The sequence below is a fragment of the Acidocella aquatica genome (assembly GCF_030160635.1).
Lineage (GTDB): Bacteria > Pseudomonadota > Alphaproteobacteria > Acetobacterales > Acetobacteraceae > Acidocella > Acidocella aquatica.
In genome coordinates this window covers 337,248-353,657 of sequence record NZ_BSOS01000067.1, presented here as the reverse complement: position 1 = coordinate 353,657, position 16,410 = coordinate 337,248, and the positions used below count along the sequence as shown (strand labels likewise).

Genomic DNA, 16,410 nt, shown 5'->3' with positions numbered 1-16,410 from the left:
AATTTTGATAGAATAAATTATACAATAGTGTGTGAGTAAAACAACTCCAAGACCTCATTTATCGAGCATTTTTTCAGCGCAAACATAACCTTGAGGCATATCTATCGATCGTTGGATTCGTGAGATTCTATCATATGCGATCCATCGCATCAAAAAAATTATCAATTTGATTTTCAGCGACTTCATAGTGTCTAATGCCAACTTCATCAGTTGCTTCTTGATCAGGAAATAGAAACACCGACCTATGCCCGCAACAAGCTGCAATTCTGCTTTGATAGGAATTTGGCATACAAAATTGTCCGATAATAGCTCCCGGATTTGAAAAAATGGTGCTATGCAATCCAGAACCATATTCACCTGCAACGATATCCGCGCCTGAAAAGAGATCAACCTGCTGACGGAACGAAAGTGATTCAGGGTAAACAATGGAAAAACCATGAACACGAGCGACATTCTCAAAATAATCTTGTTGCGCAAATATGCGCCTTACACTCTGTGTCGGCCCCATAGCTTTCCTCGATACACAAATTTTCTTCGGGTAACCAATGGGACTATCCCGCACATAGGGACGATAAAACTCTAAAATGAATGAGTGAAGTCCTTCGCTGTGCACAAATGATGGAATGGCGCCCTCACGGCAGAATACGGCCTCAGTGCCCCGATCGAAGAGCAAGAATCGATCTTTTCCAATTCCACAGAAAAAATTGACGAGTTCAAAGACCCAATTTGGAGTATCAGACGGAATTGGAATGATAAATTTCTTAAGTGAACGGCCGAGTATACTTTGCGCAACTCCGAGGCGGGGCAGAAAATCAATCAACCAATGGCCCCATATTAGATGACCAGGCCCGGCGATAGGTAATGCAGGTTTATCACATTGGATTAATCGCTTGGTCCCCAAAAATTCGCTCAGTGACTGTTTTTCTTGCTCTACAAACCTAACGGTTGTCTGCCCCGTCGGCGACCGGCTAGTGATTAGTTGACTCTCTTTTGACACATAGCAATGTCCAGAAACTACAATATCATTCAAAAAGTTTAATCTAAGCTCATCCGCAGGTTCCACTCGGCTATGCACATAATGAAACCAGCCTTCTTTATCCTTCGCATTAACTAAAATTGCATCATATTGATTCTGCACAGTCTCTGCAGCACGAAGTGTCACATATGTGTTCATTATTGAATCAGATACATCAAGAGATATAGATGGCATCACCAAGGTTGATACATCGATAGCAAGCTTATCAATCGATGTATTGGACGTATTTTCATCTTTCATCGTTCAAATCCATGTTACTGTGTGCATCGTTTAGTCTAATAGTCAATACGATAGATGGAACGAGAAACTATACCAAGACCGTAAACTAAATCTGATCTATAAGAATTAGCCAAAAGTTTCGAATATTTTAATCGTTCAAAAATCGTCATAGCCCATTTTTTTTAAGGCATCCCGTACTGCAGAACGATTGAAAATACTATCAAAGTTATCGTTTGGTGGCATCCGCTCCGAAATCGGAAGAAGATTGAGCTCCGTAATTTCTAAAAAGCTACATATATCCCGAAAGCACTTGGCCCAATTATCCAGCAGATTTTCATATGTGAGGGACAGGATCGGGTTCGCATAAAACCGTTCTCTGAGCGTTTTATGGTAGGTTTTTCCCGCATCTATGGACTGGCTAATTTTCTCTACACTAAGCAGCGAGAGAATTTCGCTGACGCCGACATTGCCGGAATTCGCCTTATCGGTTGTGTTGAACACGCCTGAATGCGCCGCTTTCACGTCAGAGACATAGCGGTCAAACAGGTTCAAGCGGCGCAGGTAAATGATGGGCACCTTGCGCTCAGCGATGTAGTCAAGCACGGCGGGCCAAAGCGCGAATTCCTCAAACTTGAATTTAAACCCAACGCGCGCCCGGGCCGTATCGGCAAAGACGAACTGATCAAGAAAATTCACGACATCATGGTCTCTGATTTTTTTCAGTACAATTTCCAGCGGTGTCGGCCAGGGAAGGTTTTCGTCGACCCCATAAAAATTCAACGGATAATGATGCGCGCCAAAAACCTCACCATGCATCACCACGCCCGGATGCCGGCTAAGCGCACTGCCAACCATAGTACTTCCCGAGCGGGCCTGTGAGATTATGACAAAAGGGGTCATTTTTTTCCCGCCGAAATTTTCTGAATTGATGACATTACCGATGCGCCGCACTCAATCAACCCAATGGTGGCGAAATCCGCATTGAGAACGAGGCCGATATCTTGCTCTTTTGGTGGCGATAACCGGCTTTTTATTTTTTCGGCGCCGTAGACAATTTCAGCCAGAAATCCACGCCCTAGATATTGCAAATTCGCAACATCAGGACGTTGAAAATCATATAGGATTTTAAAGAGATAGCTATCCGAATCACCAAAAAAGCAGATATAACGGCACTGATCCACGCTCTCCAGCCAACCATGGGTGGAGCGAATGCCTTTGTGCTGGAGAATGATATTCTCAGCTTTTCCTATAATCCTCATAAAATTTTGCATAAACGAATAATTCTACCGAGGGAAGCCTGCGCTGAGAGGGCTACAGTTTCTTCTCCTTCTGCGTAAAGGCTGAATTCAGCCAGTTACGCGGGGTTGTTTTATAGGCCGCGATGCAGTTGCGCGCCACCGCCTGAAACAGCCGATGCCGGTGCAAAACCAGCACGCCAGGCGGCAAAACCGCCTCGCCACGCGGCCCCTCCTCCACCGCCTGGGCAAGTGCCCGGGTGATAAGGCCGGGGCCGGTGGAAAGCCAGATATTATCGCTATCGCCACGGTTCATCGCCCCAACCGCGATGCCTAACGCATTAACGATAACAGGATGAGCGGGAACGGCGGCGATAAAATCATTACCCAGCGTGCCCAAATCCTCCTGGTACAAAACCAGTTGCGCATCGGCCGGCACAAGGGTGGAAACCGGCTTGAGGCAACGGTTATCGGCATCGGCGTAAACCCCGCCCTCGCGCGCCAGCCAGGCGAGGCGAAAGAGATCAGCCTTTTGGGCGGGGGCGGCGGCCCGGCGGTAGGCAGCCAGCACCTCCGGCGCGAAACCCGCCGCCAGATAGGCTTTTGCCTCCATATCATTAAAAACATATACCGGGTGGTCAGGGTTGTTTTGCCGCCAGCTTTGCATCAGCTGCGCGATATCGGCGGGCACGGCCTCCATGTCCCAAAACTGCAAAATCTGCCGGGGAATCTCAGGCCCGGCCCCGGCGCGCCGGTTGGCGAAAATGCCCGCCTGCTGCAGCGCCACCATAAGGCAGGTGGCAGCGCCGATATGATCAGGGTTGGCACGCACCACGCCGCGCAGGGCGGCCGCGCGCTCCGGCGCGGGCAATGTCTGCAGATCATGCAAAACACAAGCAAGCTCGCGGTCCAGCATGTAGTCGTCAAGAATCTGGCCATAATGGGTCTGGGAGAGATTGGCCGATCTGTTTTGGAGCCTCGTGGCGGGAGCATTCAAGGTGCAAAACATGCGCAAATGGCCGTGGGCTTGGTCCAGATCGAACAAAAGCGTTCTGATACGGGTCAGGCTCAGCTGCGTGGCGGCATTTTCGGGGTTCAGAGTGGCGGCGTTCTCATAATGAGTCGCCGCTTCGCGCAGCCGCCAGCCTCTCTCGGCAAAACTCCCGCGATAACTCTCGAAAATCGCCTGTTCATGGAGCGTGTGCACCGGAAGTGCGGCCAGGGCGGCTTCAACCGCGGCCGTGGTGCCGATGAGCAGCTCGATCTGTAGCCGCTCAGACCAAACCCAGAAATAATCCGGCGCGGCGGCACAGGCCATGCGGGCGAGGGCAAGGGCGCCATGATGGTCGCCAGCCAGGCGGGTGAGAAAAATGCGTTTGGCCAGGATAATGGGCAAAGGGCCGTGGCTGGCCTCCATGGCCGCCGCCGTGGCCTCGGCATCGTCAATTCTGCCCATGGCCGCGAATGCATCCAGGCAGCCAAGCTGGAAGGTCACTTCCGCCGGGTTCGCGGCCAGCGCGCGCTGATATATGTCAAGCGCCAAGCCAGGCTTTGCCGCCATCATGGCTTGCTCGGCGAGACGGGAGAAAGCAGCGATGTTTTTAGGGTCAAGCTCCACGGCTTGTGCAAGATGCGCGTCACAATCGAGCTGGCGGCCGAGGGTGCGTTCTTCAACGGCCATTTCGACCAGAGGCTCCGCCCGGTTCGGATGAGCGGCATGCGCGGTTTGAAAGGAGGCCAGAGCGGCTTCATGCCGGCCAGCCTGGCGTTGCGTTAGCCCTGTGCGCAGCAGGGCTTCGAGGTGATCGGGATGGATCTCCAACACTTTCGCGATGGTTTCGAGCGCAGCGTCGAAGTCGCCAATATCATATTGTTCGAGGGCGATTTCCAGCAAAGGCTGCGGGTCAGAGGGAACAACAAGCGCCGCCTCCTGAAAATGACGGAGTGCCGCAACGTGGTCTCCACGCGCCCTGGCGCAGTAACCAAGGCCAAGATAACCGGCCACAAAGCCGGGAACCAGCGTCAGCCCCGCAGTATAGGCGGTAACCGCCTCATCCAGGCGGCCTAATTCCCGCAACTCTCCCGCTGCCTCCAAATGAGCCCAGTGATTCGTAGGTTCGGCATCGATCGCGGCTTTAAAATGAGCCAGTGCGCCGTGCCGGTCTCCCCGTGCCCTGACACGCTGGCCACAGAAAAGATGGACGTGAGCATTATCCGGCGCAATTACGAGCGCTTCGCGGCATACACTTTCGGCTGCCTCGAGTTGCCCCATTTCCAGCAATATACCCGCGGCCTCTAACCTGGGCCACGGATTGGATGGGCCGGCCAGCGCGCCAGCTTGAAAATAGCTGAGAGCCAAGTCACGATCACCCCTTGCCCGGGCACATCGTCCAAGGCCGAGCCAAGCCTCAACATCGTTTCGCTCCAAGATAAGCAGCTTGCGGTAGGCTGCATCAGCCTCCTCATAATGGCTACGGGAGAAAGACGCAGCTGCCACTTCGGCCCAGTGCTGCCGCCCCTGCGCCTCAATCGGAGCAGTCTCGGGGGTTTGCGGTGGTCCGCGCTTCAAATCTTGAGGGCTAGCATCAATCAGCGAATTACACCTATTTAAAAGTCCGCCCGCAAAGTCGTTTCTTGGACAAGGAGTTAGAACCTATCGCGCCTCATTACGTTCTTCAAGACAAATGCTAAAGCCCAGTACAGCCCGTTGGAGTGGGTTTGAGGATGATTTTGGTTTCCCGCGGCCTGAAATCGCGATTTTGGCCAGCACCCATGTTATTTCGCTGATTTTGATCCTGTAGCTGACGTTGATCGCAGCTTCGATTGACCACTTGCTAAGCCAGCCACCCTCTGAAATCAAAAAAATCCGGAAACCACCGGACGCCAACTAAAATCCGACGATTGCGCAATTAGGACGCGTGCCTTGAATAAACGGCCTCAACCTCGGAGGTCGCTATGCCATCCATCGGTCAAATCATCCATCCAGCCAAACTTCCGGTAATGCTCTCAATCGCGGAAGTCTGCGATCGCCTTTGCTTATCCGAATCAACCGTCCGGCGGGCCATTCGCGACAAGTGTCTCGCATCCCACAAGTTCGGGCGCGTGCATCGCGTCAGCGAGGCCGATCTCGCGGCCTATGTCGCCAGCTGCCGCGGGGAGGCTGGACATGATTAAAAACAAGGCCGCGCCCCAGGCTGGCGAAGAACCCGGAATACATCGCCTTCCCCCTCAGCCGATTTTGGAACGTGACGTGTTCCTGGTTTCCCGGTCCGGACGGCGCAAGGCCAAACCTGACAAAGTGGGGCCAGCCATGACCGGTACAGACCTGTTTGGCGCGCACGAGAGCATCGCGCCGAAAATGGCCAACGGGCCGGCGCATCAATGTAATCGTCCGTCGAAACTGCCCCATCCGGCGGACAACAATTCCCAACCAAAGTTTTGGACGCCCGATCTGTTCACTTTCGCCGCGAGCGCCGAAACACCGAATAACACCGGCCTGGAAGGCGGCGGCGAGGTCGATGATCGCCCCCAAGACGCTGCGCTCCTCCCGCGCCTCTGTGAGTTGCCTGACGCAGCCATCAAGTTGCTCGCCCAGGCTGAATTGCCTGACCAGAGTGATATCAATCAGCACGAGGCCGCTTCCGCTGACCATTCATTGATCTCGCCCCGTGGCGGCGACTTGTCCGGTCCCGTCAGTCCACAAAATATGCCTACTCCCATTGAACTGGGCAACAACTTGCCACGTGTGTTGGATGACATCGTCGTTTGCACGACCCCACCGGCCACATTTGCAGAGGCCATCGACGTGATCGCCGTTAGCGAGACCGTTCCCGCCAAGAAAATCGTCCACCTTCGTGAGTGCGTGAACTGGTTTCAAAAGCGGTTGCCCCGCAAGCACGATGGCAGTCCAGCAGATCCGTTGCCGTGCGACCCAAAAATTTTGAAACCAATCCTTCACAATTTTAGCCCCGGCCGTCTCAAGATTGGTCAAAAGCGTTGGTCATCTCTGCGCAGTCAACTCGCCTCGATTCAGCGTAAGACTGGTTGGCTGCCACCGAAATCAAATTTGCCGCCACCAGCTTCATCTGCATGGATTCGCGGCGTAGATTTTGTTTTACACGACTGCGTCAAGGCAATGTTCCGCCGCTTTGCATCATTTTGCGAGCTTAAGGGGATTAAGCCCGATGAGGTCCGAGAAGTGCACTTTGCGGAATACCGCACTTACCTGGAAACTGCAGACCCGCGACTGAACTCTACTGATACTGTTAAATCGCTACGGTATGCATGGAACCGCCTTCAGAAGGACCATCCCACTTGGGGTGGACTCCCACTTCCCAAAAAGCAAAATGCCCGCTGGATTCGTCACCCTGATGATAACATTCCTAACAATTTTTTTTCCGATCTTGATGAATATTGCGCCAAGTTGAGAAATCCCGGCCTGTTCACGACCGAATTACCCGCTAAAACAGCAGAGTCTACCATTGCAACGCGCCGCGATACTCTCATGCTTTCCGCGGCGGTCCTCGTAAGAAAGGGATATCCAAGTTCGAGCCTGACCGCTCTGGGTAAAATTTTAACGCCCGCTGCTGTAATTGATATCCTCACCGCATACCACGAGCGGAATTGTACGGACGGAAAGTGGACACACGGCGCCGTTGGCACGGCGTCAATACTTAAGATCGCCGCTAAGCAATGGGGAAAATTATCGCCTGAAGATATTCAGGAAGTTGAGCGCATTTGTAATAGCGTTAAGGTGGCTCAGAACGGCTTCTCTCCTAAAGTACTCGAGCGGCTCGGCCAATTCGATGATAAGAAAATCGAACGCGGTTTCCTTAATCTTGCAAAAACACTCTGGAAAAAAGCGAAAAAATTAGATAAAAATGGAAAACATCTCCGAGCGGCGCAACTTGCCAAATATGCGGTTGCAATTGCTATTGTACTTGACAAGCCACTCCGCCGTGCAAACCTCGCATGCCTCGACTTAGACTTGGACTTTGCACGTGACGCGCAAGGTAAGATCATTGGAATCCGGATCAAAGCTGATCGCACAACAAAAAATGCGCCGCTAATCGAAGCCGCTCTCAGCACTTACACTCAAAGCATGATCACAACTTTTAATGAACAATATCGACCTCGACTATTGACCAGACCGAGCACAGCGCTCTTCCCAGGTCAGAAGAACAATTATGTTCACCCGAAAGGGTTTGGGCATGAACTAACGGCGGTTATCTGGAATGAACTTGGTATTACTGTTAATCCACACCTCATCCGCGCCTATATCGCCACTCTAATTCTTGATGATGACCCGCGTGATCTTGTGCTCGTGCAACGAATGTTGGACCACAAATCTCAATCTACGGGAATTCGGAATTATGCTGTTCAACGTGGGCGGGCGGTGAACGGTAAAATCACTGAAGTTCTTGGGCGGAAAGTTCGGAGACTCTCCCGATGAAATCGAAGCCAATTTCAGATAAGGGTATCTCTGCCAACGCGATCGATTCTAAAATTCAAAAAAAACGGCGTGGCCGAGGAATCCCATTTGCAGAATGGCCCGCCCTTGATCAAGCTGCTTGGTCGCGTGCGCTGCACGCTACCGGGCTCTTTGAAAAGCACGCACCTCTGGCAGGTTTATCGGCATCTACAATCGATGCCCGCCGGTATTCCTACGGCGTGTATTTGGCTCATCTCACATCATTAGGCGCATTGAACCATGACCAGGTTCCTGGTGCTCGGCCAAACCCGGAGAATATCAAATCCTATATTGACACTTTGTGGCAGCGTCTTCGCGCTAGCGCTATCGAAGAAACTGTCGAGTCCCTCATCAGTGTTCTGCGCATTTTTTCCCCGGAGCGTGACTGGAGCTGGATTCGAAGATTGTCTAATTTTCCAACATCAGCTCAAATCTCATCTTCAGCAAAACCGATAGATCCCCCGGATCAGGTTGGTGTACTTAAAGAGGCGCTTGATCAATTCGATGAAGCAACTGCGAAAGCGCCATGCGTTGCGGCATCTCTTGATGTGCGCGACGCCTTGATCGTCATATTTTTTGTACTGTTTGCCATTCGCAGTGAAAATATGGCTGAAATTCGGAGAGGTGTACATTTTCGCGAAGAATTTTCAAGATTTCGACTCATGTTTCTTAACCCTCTGAAGGGCGGCATACCAGTATTGTTCGATATCCCATCCTGGCTTGAACCTCGGCTAAAAATTTATCTTGAAAAACATCGTATCACTCTTTTAGGCGGAAAACATGATCATGGGGGTCTGTGGATTTGTAGAGGGGGAGCAAAGTTTTCAACAACGACGATAAAGCATATTATCAAAAAATTCGGCCAAAATCGCCTTCACCGCCCCCTCATTAGCCATGTGTTCCGTCATGCCATGGGCACAGTTATTGTTTTAAAAAAGAGCTCTGACAATGTGCTCGCCGCTGCAGCTCTCGGCCACACAACCACTATGATGGTTGACAAAGTCTATACAAAATCGGCCAACATTCAATTCAGTAGAAAATATCAGAATATTATTAAAGACCGTCGACGGAAATTGGGTCTAAATTAACGGCAAACACAAAGAGACATTCGGGACTACAATATCTTTCAATAAAAAATTAAATCATGCTAAAAAGTACAAGAAATCAACAAATTACAATTGACTTTATCGTTACGTTATACTATCTATTGTGTGCAGACGCATCCTGCGTAGCCGGACGATCTGGGCCTCTTGCTTCCACTCTAATGCGGAAACATCGTGGCCCTGTCTGCAAGCCGCAAAATCTTAAAGTTAGCCGCCTCGAGCGTCCGGCACGCAATCACCCCGACACCATCCAACAGCTCTCCAGTAACCTGGAGGTAAAATTCATGACCATGGCCTGCATTTCGCAGACATGAGCATGGCTGTTGGCGTGTCTTTTTTAAGGACAATACATATGACTAAAGATCAAAACGCCGGAAACCCCGGCATCGACACGGATGCCGCATCCGCCGCCCCGCAATGGGCGGAGGAGCGGGTTCGGCTGCAACTGCTGATCGGCGAATTTGTCCAAAGCCTTGCGGCTCACAACGAAACCGTCGGTGCCACCGCGGCCGAAGTTGCGAAGCAATTGGCCGCGGGAGGATCCGCAGATCAAACCTTCATCATCGCCGAATCGATGATGAGGGTCTTAGATGTGGCGAAAACCCTCAACGGCCATGCTGAAGCCCTCGTCATCTACACCGAGAAGTTGCTCGGCACATTCCCGACGACAGGCTACAGTCACTAGCAGAACTTGCTCGGAGCTGGGCGGTGCTAAAAATGAACCCGCCCAGTTTCAATAAAAAATCCCCGATCGCGTTGGCGGTCGGGGATTTTTTATGCCGGCGTTGATAACGCGGCTAAGTTTACTTTTTGGAACCCGGCATCACCTTGAAGCGCTGACGAATTTTAGCGGCCGGCTGTGCGTCAATCCAGGCCAGACCGGCGATGAAATCGACCAGCGTCCGCGCGCCGATCTTGCGTGACTGGAGCACATTTTCGGCCAACAATTCATAGGTTTTGGCCCGCGAAATGCCAGTGCGCTTCACCCACTCGGGGATGGTGACGTAGTGCGGGTGATCGTGATTGGTCGCCATGCTTGCCTTCTCCTCAGAGTTGAACATGGACAGATCATGCGGGACACCTGCGGATGAGAAAACATTTTCACTCCCCGTCATTTCCACTTTTCTGAAATTGCGCGGTGATTTTTGCGGAAATAATCTGGCGTACCCGGCGCTCACTAATGTCCCGCCCCGCGGCGGCCAGCTTGCGCGTAACAAACCCCGCCCTCAAATGCGGTGGTAGGCGGCAGTTTTCGTATAGGCCGATAATGACCGCGCTTAATTCATCGGCTCGTTGGCGTCTCAGCCTGGCGGCACGCGCACTTGCTTGCCCCTGCGTGGCGGCAAAATGCGTCAATGCGTTGTCGAGCTTCGTGAACTTTGAAATTTGTTTGAGAAAATCTTGTTCTTTCTCAATTAACCGCCGCTCCAGAAACGACAAAGCGCGTAACGGCCCCTTGACCACGCCTTTTGTCCGGTAACCTGTTTTCCCGTTTCTTTGCATTAGGACTTCATTGGGATGAAGCACTTCGACGAAGCCGTTTCGCACCGCCCCTGCGTGATCATGGTCAACCGGCCGCCCGCCCGCGGCATGCGCCGCCTTGATCAGGGCCAATGCTTTATCGGGATCGTGGCGGCGATCGCGCATATCATCGAGGATTTGCACGGCCGTTTTTGTTTTGGCCGGCCGCTTAGTCTTCTGCCTGATCGCTTTGCCCATCGCCTGCCCCTTCAACAGTGTTACCCAGTTTCTTCCCCGGCGGCCCGCCCTCAAGGCGGGTTCTGCTATTTCCGGACGATGATCTCCAAGCCAGAAGGTTGACCCCACACGGCAGGGACCGTGACCGCCATGCCTGAAACCTAAGCGTCACGAAGCGCCAAAATCACCCCAAATCTGTGTAAGAAAAATCCTTGCCTTTATACATAAGCGGCACGCCCTGCGCCTTTGCACAGGCGTAGGAAAGGCAATCCGCCAGGTTGAGTTGGGCGGGGTTGCCCCTGCCCTTTCCGTAATCAGCAAAAGCCTTGACCGCCAAACTGGCTGTTATTGCATCCATCGGCGCCAGGGTGATCTGAGCCTCGTCCAAAAAAGCCTGAATCCGGCGTTCCACCACGACAGGATCAATCACAAGCTTAGTCGAGAGCCGCATGGCCGATTCCAGGATAACAAGAGCCGAGGTGATGCACTCCGCCGCTTCAATCCGGTTCGCAAATTCGGTTGCATCGGGTTCTTTCGAGAGAATCGCGACAATAACCGACGTGTCGATAAACATCAGCGATGACCCCACATCGCATCGACCTCATCCTTCGTCATATCCCGGCCGCCAGGCTTGGCTAAGGTTGCCAGCTCATCTGCAATGGCATCCAGCCGCTCCGCTAGAGGCTGCTGCGCAGATATGCGGCGGAACTCCGCCTCCAAGGCTTCAATAACCGCCTCCGTCATGGAAATATGGCGGCGGTGCGCAATACGCCGGGCAAGTTCGCGAGCCCGGGGGTCACGTATTTGTAGATTCATGGCGCTGATCCGATAAACCTGTATTGACGAAGTTTGAAATACATAATGACACATGCGTCATGGCAAAACCAGCACTTTCAGCGCAAACCATGTAAGCAGGTAGAACGTGTCGTTCGATATGACGCGTTCTATTCCGTTGAGGAAGAAATTCCGGCAGCGCGTCTCTGACAATCTAAGCGTATCAGCGAGAACTTGGCCGGCCGCTTAGTCATCTGCCGGATCGCTTTGTCCAAGTTTCCCCCCCGGCGGCCTGCCCTCGCAGAAATCGGCCCAGTCGGCCATCAATTGCCGCCTGAGATCAAAGAAATCAGTTCGCTTGTAAGCTGCCTCCACCTTGTTGGACACAACATGCGCCAAGGCGCTCTCGACAATCTCTGGCCGGTAATCGGTTTGCTCGGCGGCCCAGTCGCGAAACGTCGAGCGGAAGCCGTGCGTGGTCACCCCCCGGCACTGCATCCGCTTTAAGACTGCCAGCAGCGCCATATTGGACAGGCCTCGGCCAGCCTTGCCCCCCGGATAGACAAATCCTGCCAGCACCTCGCCCGCGTCCCGCTGCGGCATGGCCCGTTTCAGAAGAGCTACGGCGGTGCCGGAGAGCGGGATGCGGTGATCGCGCCGCCGGCCTTTGATCCTCGCCGCCGGAACCGTCCACACGCGCTGGGCCATATCCACCTCTTCCCAGCGGGCGCCGATGACATCGCCGGTGCGCGTTGCCGTCAGCACCGTCAAAAGCAGCGCGTTCGCCGCCAGCCCTTGCTGCGCCTTCAATTCCTTGATGAATGCGGGCATCTCGGCACAAGCCAGCGCCCCGTGGTGTTGCACCCGGGAAATCTTTCCCGTTGCCGGAAACAGGTTTTCCAGATACCCTCGCCAACGGGCCGGATTGTCCCCCGTGCGCCAGCCTTTGGTGGTGGCGTAATCCAGAACGGCCTCGATACGCCCGCGAACCCGGCTGGCCGTCTCGGGTTTCTGCTTCCAGATCGGCTCCAGCACCTTTGTCACCAGCGACAGGTCAATTGAGGAGACCGCCAGCGCCCCGAAAACCGGGTAAACGTAGGTCTCCAGTGTCGCCTTCCATTGCTTGGCGTGTTTCTCATTTGACCACCCTGCCTCGTGTGCCTTGATATAGGCTTGCGCGACCGTCTCAAAAGTCGTGGCGCTGGCCGCTTCCAGCGTCACTTTCTTGCGCGTCTGCTGTCTCATCTCGATCGGATCAACGCCGTCCAGCAGCATTTGCCGCATGGCGGCCGCCTTGGTGCGGGCTTCCGCCAGGCTGACGATGTGCAGCGGCCCCAGCCCCATTTCCCGGACACGCCTGTTCAACATAAATCTGAATGACCAGGACTTTCCCCCCGTCGGCGACACCTGGAGGTACAAATTTGCCCCATCGCCATGCAGTCCGGGGCCCGCATTTTTCACCTTGGCTGCCGACAACTTATTGATTACATGTGCCATGACTAACAAGCTTATCAATAAATCTACCAAAAATCCACCCACAAACCTACCCACAAATTAGCGTGAGATACCCCTGAATTTGCGTCAACCGCCATGGAAAGAAAATTGAATATCCGCTTGAAATGTTTATGTTTTGCAACAGCGGTGGATGGGCCTGGAAGGGGGTTGGCGGAGAGGGTGGGATTCGAACCCACGGTAGGCTTGCACCCACAACAGTTTTCGAGACTGTCCCAATCGGCCACTCTGGCACCTCTCCTGGGTACGGATATATATCTCGCCGGCGGCTTATACGGGCCAGCCCGCTCCCCTGCAACCATCCCCCCGCCGCCCCCGCAAACGTTCCGCCCACCAGCCCCGCGCTTTCAGCATTGACACATCCCCCCGCCCGGCTATAACGCGCCACTCTCGCGACAGGGCCCGGCCCCGCCGCGCACTCTATTTTTGACGACACCAGATTGGACCTAGACCCATGTTCGCAGTCATCCGCACCGGCGGCAAGCAATACCGCGTCACCCCGGACGCCGTATTAAAAGTTGAAAAGCTCGAGGCGGAAGCCGGCAGCACCGTCACCTTCACGGATGTTCTGGCCGTAGGCGGCGAGGGTGCGTTGAAGCTTGGCGCCCCCAACCTGGCTGGCGCCACCGTCACCGCCACCGTCATCGCGCAGGACCGTCTGGCAAAAGTCATCATCTTCAAAAAGCGCCGCCGGCAGAACAGCCGCCGCAAGAACGGCCACCGCCAGTGCGTCACCGTTCTGCGCGTCTCCTCCATTAACGCGGCTTAAGGAGCACTCAAATGGCACATAAAAAAGCAGGCGGCTCATCGCGTAACGGCCGCGACACCGCGGGCCGCCGTCTTGGCGTCAAAAAATCCGGCGGCCAGGCTGTCATCCCCGGCAACATCATCATCCGCCAGCGCGGCACCAAGGTGAAACCCGGCCTCAACGTCGGCGTCGGCCGCGACCACACCATCTTCGCCCTGGCTGAAGGCACGGTGCTGTTCGAGCGCAAATCTGACGACCGCGTGCATGTTTCCGTGACTCCGGTTAAACTCGCCGCCGAATAATCCGGCCGCGCAATCCTTCGAAGAAGGCCGGCACCAGCCGGCCTTTTTTGTTTTAGCAGATCGAAAAAATGAAATTCCTCGACCAGGCGAAAATCTACCTCAAATCCGGCGACGGCGGTGACGGCGTCACCGCCTTCCGGCGCGAAAAATTCATCCAGCTCGGCGGCCCCGACGGCGGTGACGGCGGCCGTGGCGGCGATGTCGTGTTCGAAGCGGTGGAAAACCTCAACACCCTGATCGACTTCCGCTATTCCCAGCATTTCCGCGCCAAAAAAGGCGGCAACGGCTCCGGCGCCGACCGTACCGGCGCTGGCGCCCCCACCCTGCGCATCAAAGTCCCCATCGGCACCCAGATTTTCGATGACGACAAGGAAACCCTCCTCGCCGACATGGATACGCCCGGCAAAACCATCACTTTGCTGCGCGGCGGCGACGGCGGCTTCGGCAACGCGCGCTTCAAAACCTCCACCAACCGCGCACCGCGCCGCGCCGACAAAGGCTGGCCCGGCGAGGAACGCTGGGTCTGGCTGCGCCTCAAACTCATCGCCGACGTCGGCCTCGTCGGCCAGCCCAATGCTGGCAAATCCACTTTCCTCTCCGTGGTCTCCGGCGCGCACCCCAAAATCGCCGACTACCCCTTCACCACCCTGCACCCGCAGCTTGGCGTGGTCCGCCTCTCCATGTCCGAGGAATTCGTCATCGCTGACATCCCCGGCCTCATCGAGGGCGCGCATGAAGGCACCGGCCTTGGCACCCGCTTCCTCGGCCATGTCGAGCGCTGCGCCGTGCTGGTCCACCTCATTGACGGCGCCGCCGGCAACTGTGTCGACGCCTGGCGCACCGTGCGCCACGAGCTCGCCGAATACGGCGGCGGCCTTATCGACAAGCCCGAAATCATCGTGCTGAACAAGGCCGACGCCATGACCCCGCGCGAAATCTCCTCGCGCCGCGCCGCCCTTGCCAAAGCCTCCGGCGCCACAGTCATGGTCGCCTCCGGCGTCTCCGGCCAGGGCATCCCCGAGGTGCTGCGCGCCCTGCAAAACATCATCACGGAATCCCGAAAAAAATGATCCCATCGCTGACCGCCGCCCGCCGCATCGTGGTGAAAATCGGCAGCGCCCTCATCGTCGACCCCTCAACCGCCGCCCCGCGCACCAACTGGCTCAACAGCGTCACGGCCGACATCGCGGCCCTCGCCGCCCGTGGCGCTGAAGTTATCGTCGTCTCATCAGGCGCCATCTCGCTGGCCCGGCAAAAACTCAACCTCACCGCGCCCAAACTCCGCCTTGAGGAAAAACAAGCCGCCGCCGCCGTCGGCCAGATCCGCCTCGCCCAAGCCTGGTCGGACTCCCTCTCGGCCCAAAACCTCACCGCCGCTCAGCTCCTGCTCACCCTGGCCGACACCGAGGACCGCCGCCGCTACCTCAACGCGCGCGCCACCCTCACCACCCTCCTCGCGCTGCGCTGCATCCCCGTCATCAACGAGAACGACACCGTCGCCACCACCGAAATCCGCTTCGGCGATAACGACCGCCTGGCCGCCCGTGTCGCCGAAATGGTCCAGGCCGACGCCCTCATCCTCCTCTCCGACATTGACGGCCTCTACACCGCCGACCCCCGTAAAAACCCCGCCGCCACCCACATCCCCGTGGTGGAATCCCTAACCCCCGAAATCGACGCGATGGGCGGCGAACCCCCCGCCGGCTATTCCTCCGGCGGCATGCGCACCAAACTCATCGCCGCCCACATCGCCACGCAATCGGGCGTCGCCATGGCCATCGCCCAGGGCAACCTCCAACACCCGCTCGCCGCCATCGCCGCGGGCGCCAAATGCACCTGGTTCCTCCCCGCGCCTGAAGGCCGGGGCGCGCGCAAAAACTGGATCGCCGGCCACCTCGCCCCCCAAGGCACCCTGGTCATTGACGACGGCGCCGCCCGCGCCCTGCGCAAAGGCTCCTCCCTGCTGCCCGCCGGCATCAAAACCGTCACCGGCTCCTTCGAGCGCGGCGACCCGGTGGAAATCCTGACCCTCACCGGCACCCGCATCGCCCGCGGCCTCGCCGCCTACTCCAGCGCCGACTCCCAAACCCTCGCCGGCCACCGCTCCGAAGACTTCGAATCCCTCCTCGGCTTCCGCGGCCGCGACGAAGCCGTGCATCGCGACGATTTGGTGTTGTTCTAAGTTAAGGCCATGGGGCGCTGCCCCCTGGACCCCCGCGAAGGGCCGCGCCCTTCGAACGCGTTAATAAGGTTTCTGAAAAGGGCTTGCTCAAGCCTCTCCAACACCCGTGCGGCGGGCCCTTTTCAGAAACC

The 16,410-nt window shown here is 55.5% G+C and carries 17 protein-coding genes and 1 tRNA gene; 8 read left to right on the top strand and 10 right to left on the bottom strand.

The genetic code is table 11. The features are described 5' to 3' along the window. Nucleotides 1-130: 130 nt before the first annotated feature. From QQJ84_RS12645 to QQJ84_RS12630, 4 genes are all read right to left on the bottom strand, one after another. The gene (locus QQJ84_RS12645) at nt 131-1,276 is read right to left on the bottom strand and encodes a glycosyltransferase family 61 protein (protein WP_284258575.1); all 1,146 of its coding nucleotides are present in this window, start codon (nt 1,274-1,276) and stop codon (nt 131-133) included. A 135-nt stretch (nt 1,277-1,411) separates the two neighbouring features. Continuing rightward, nucleotides 1,412-2,206: a sulfotransferase domain-containing protein gene (locus QQJ84_RS12640; RefSeq protein ID WP_284258574.1), complete on the bottom strand. Its 795-nt coding sequence runs from the start codon at nt 2,204-2,206 to the stop codon at nt 1,412-1,414. Continuing rightward, nucleotides 2,152-2,514 (bottom strand): hypothetical protein, encoded by a 363-nt coding sequence (locus QQJ84_RS12635; protein WP_284258573.1) that lies wholly within the window; start codon nt 2,512-2,514, stop codon nt 2,152-2,154. The genes QQJ84_RS12640 and QQJ84_RS12635 overlap by 55 nt, the downstream gene beginning before the upstream one ends. A gap of 52 nt (nt 2,515-2,566) precedes the next feature. Continuing rightward, a complete protein-coding gene (locus tag QQJ84_RS12630) occupies nt 2,567-4,987 on the bottom strand; it encodes a tetratricopeptide repeat protein (protein ID WP_408862105.1) in 2,421 nt (806 codons plus the stop codon). Nucleotides 4,988-5,445: 458 nt separating this feature from the next. Here QQJ84_RS12630 and QQJ84_RS19510 point away from each other — a divergent pair, with 458 nt between their 5' ends. The 4 genes from QQJ84_RS19510 (at nt 5,446) to QQJ84_RS12610 (ending at nt 9,748) form a co-directional block, all read left to right on the top strand. Then, a complete protein-coding gene (locus tag QQJ84_RS19510) occupies nt 5,446-5,664 on the top strand; it encodes a helix-turn-helix domain-containing protein (RefSeq protein WP_408862096.1) in 219 nt (72 codons plus the stop codon). Beyond that, nucleotides 5,657-7,942 carry a site-specific integrase gene (locus QQJ84_RS12620; protein WP_284258570.1) on the top strand — a complete coding sequence of 762 codons (2,286 nt, stop codon included), beginning with the start codon at nt 5,657-5,659 and terminating at the stop codon, nt 7,940-7,942. The genes QQJ84_RS19510 and QQJ84_RS12620 overlap by 8 nt, the downstream gene beginning before the upstream one ends. Then, nucleotides 7,939-9,048: a tyrosine-type recombinase/integrase gene (locus QQJ84_RS12615; RefSeq protein ID WP_284258569.1), complete on the top strand. Its 1,110-nt coding sequence runs from the start codon at nt 7,939-7,941 to the stop codon at nt 9,046-9,048. The genes QQJ84_RS12620 and QQJ84_RS12615 overlap by 4 nt, the downstream gene beginning before the upstream one ends. Before the next feature lie 367 nt (nt 9,049-9,415). Beyond that, nucleotides 9,416-9,748 carry a hypothetical protein gene (locus QQJ84_RS12610; protein WP_284258568.1) on the top strand — a complete coding sequence of 111 codons (333 nt, stop codon included), beginning with the start codon at nt 9,416-9,418 and terminating at the stop codon, nt 9,746-9,748. Between the two features lie 118 nt (nt 9,749-9,866). On the opposite strand, the gene QQJ84_RS12605 is transcribed toward QQJ84_RS12610, so the two are convergent. The 6 genes from QQJ84_RS12605 to QQJ84_RS12580 all read right to left on the bottom strand — a co-directional run bounded on the left by QQJ84_RS12605 (nt 9,867) and on the right by QQJ84_RS12580 (nt 13,288). Continuing rightward, nucleotides 9,867-10,097 carry a hypothetical protein gene (locus QQJ84_RS12605; RefSeq protein WP_284258567.1) on the bottom strand — a complete coding sequence of 77 codons (231 nt, stop codon included), beginning with the start codon at nt 10,095-10,097 and terminating at the stop codon, nt 9,867-9,869. Between the two features lie 67 nt (nt 10,098-10,164). After that, nucleotides 10,165-10,782 carry a hypothetical protein gene (locus QQJ84_RS12600; RefSeq protein ID WP_284258566.1) on the bottom strand — a complete coding sequence of 206 codons (618 nt, stop codon included), beginning with the start codon at nt 10,780-10,782 and terminating at the stop codon, nt 10,165-10,167. A 163-nt stretch (nt 10,783-10,945) separates the two neighbouring features. Further along, nucleotides 10,946-11,335, bottom strand: a complete 390-nt coding sequence (locus tag QQJ84_RS12595) for a type II toxin-antitoxin system VapC family toxin (RefSeq protein WP_284258565.1) — start codon at nt 11,333-11,335, stop codon at nt 10,946-10,948. Continuing rightward, nucleotides 11,335-11,577 (bottom strand): type II toxin-antitoxin system VapB family antitoxin, encoded by a 243-nt coding sequence (locus QQJ84_RS12590; protein WP_284258563.1) that lies wholly within the window; start codon nt 11,575-11,577, stop codon nt 11,335-11,337. Before QQJ84_RS12590 ends, QQJ84_RS12595 begins: the two co-directional genes overlap by 1 nt. Before the next feature lie 204 nt (nt 11,578-11,781). Further along, the gene (locus QQJ84_RS12585; protein ID WP_284258562.1) at nt 11,782-13,074 is read right to left on the bottom strand and encodes a tyrosine-type recombinase/integrase; all 1,293 of its coding nucleotides are present in this window, start codon (nt 13,072-13,074) and stop codon (nt 11,782-11,784) included. Between the two features lie 124 nt (nt 13,075-13,198). Beyond that, a tRNA-Ser gene (locus tag QQJ84_RS12580) sits at nt 13,199-13,288 on the bottom strand. A 213-nt stretch (nt 13,289-13,501) separates the two neighbouring features. Between QQJ84_RS12580 and rplU the strand changes: the two genes are divergently transcribed. From rplU to proB, 4 genes are all read left to right on the top strand, one after another. Continuing rightward, nucleotides 13,502-13,816 (top strand): 50S ribosomal protein L21, encoded by a 315-nt coding sequence (gene rplU, locus QQJ84_RS12575; protein WP_284258561.1) that lies wholly within the window; start codon nt 13,502-13,504, stop codon nt 13,814-13,816. An 11-nt stretch (nt 13,817-13,827) separates the two neighbouring features. After that, the gene (gene rpmA, locus QQJ84_RS12570) at nt 13,828-14,097 is read left to right on the top strand and encodes a 50S ribosomal protein L27 (RefSeq protein WP_284258560.1); all 270 of its coding nucleotides are present in this window, start codon (nt 13,828-13,830) and stop codon (nt 14,095-14,097) included. Nucleotides 14,098-14,165: 68 nt separating this feature from the next. Then, a complete protein-coding gene (obgE, locus tag QQJ84_RS12565) occupies nt 14,166-15,167 on the top strand; it encodes a GTPase ObgE (RefSeq protein WP_284258559.1) in 1,002 nt (333 codons plus the stop codon). Beyond that, nucleotides 15,164-16,279, top strand: a complete 1,116-nt coding sequence (proB, locus tag QQJ84_RS12560) for a glutamate 5-kinase (RefSeq protein ID WP_284258558.1) — start codon at nt 15,164-15,166, stop codon at nt 16,277-16,279. The genes obgE and proB overlap by 4 nt, the downstream gene beginning before the upstream one ends. Nucleotides 16,280-16,410 lie beyond the last annotated feature (131 nt).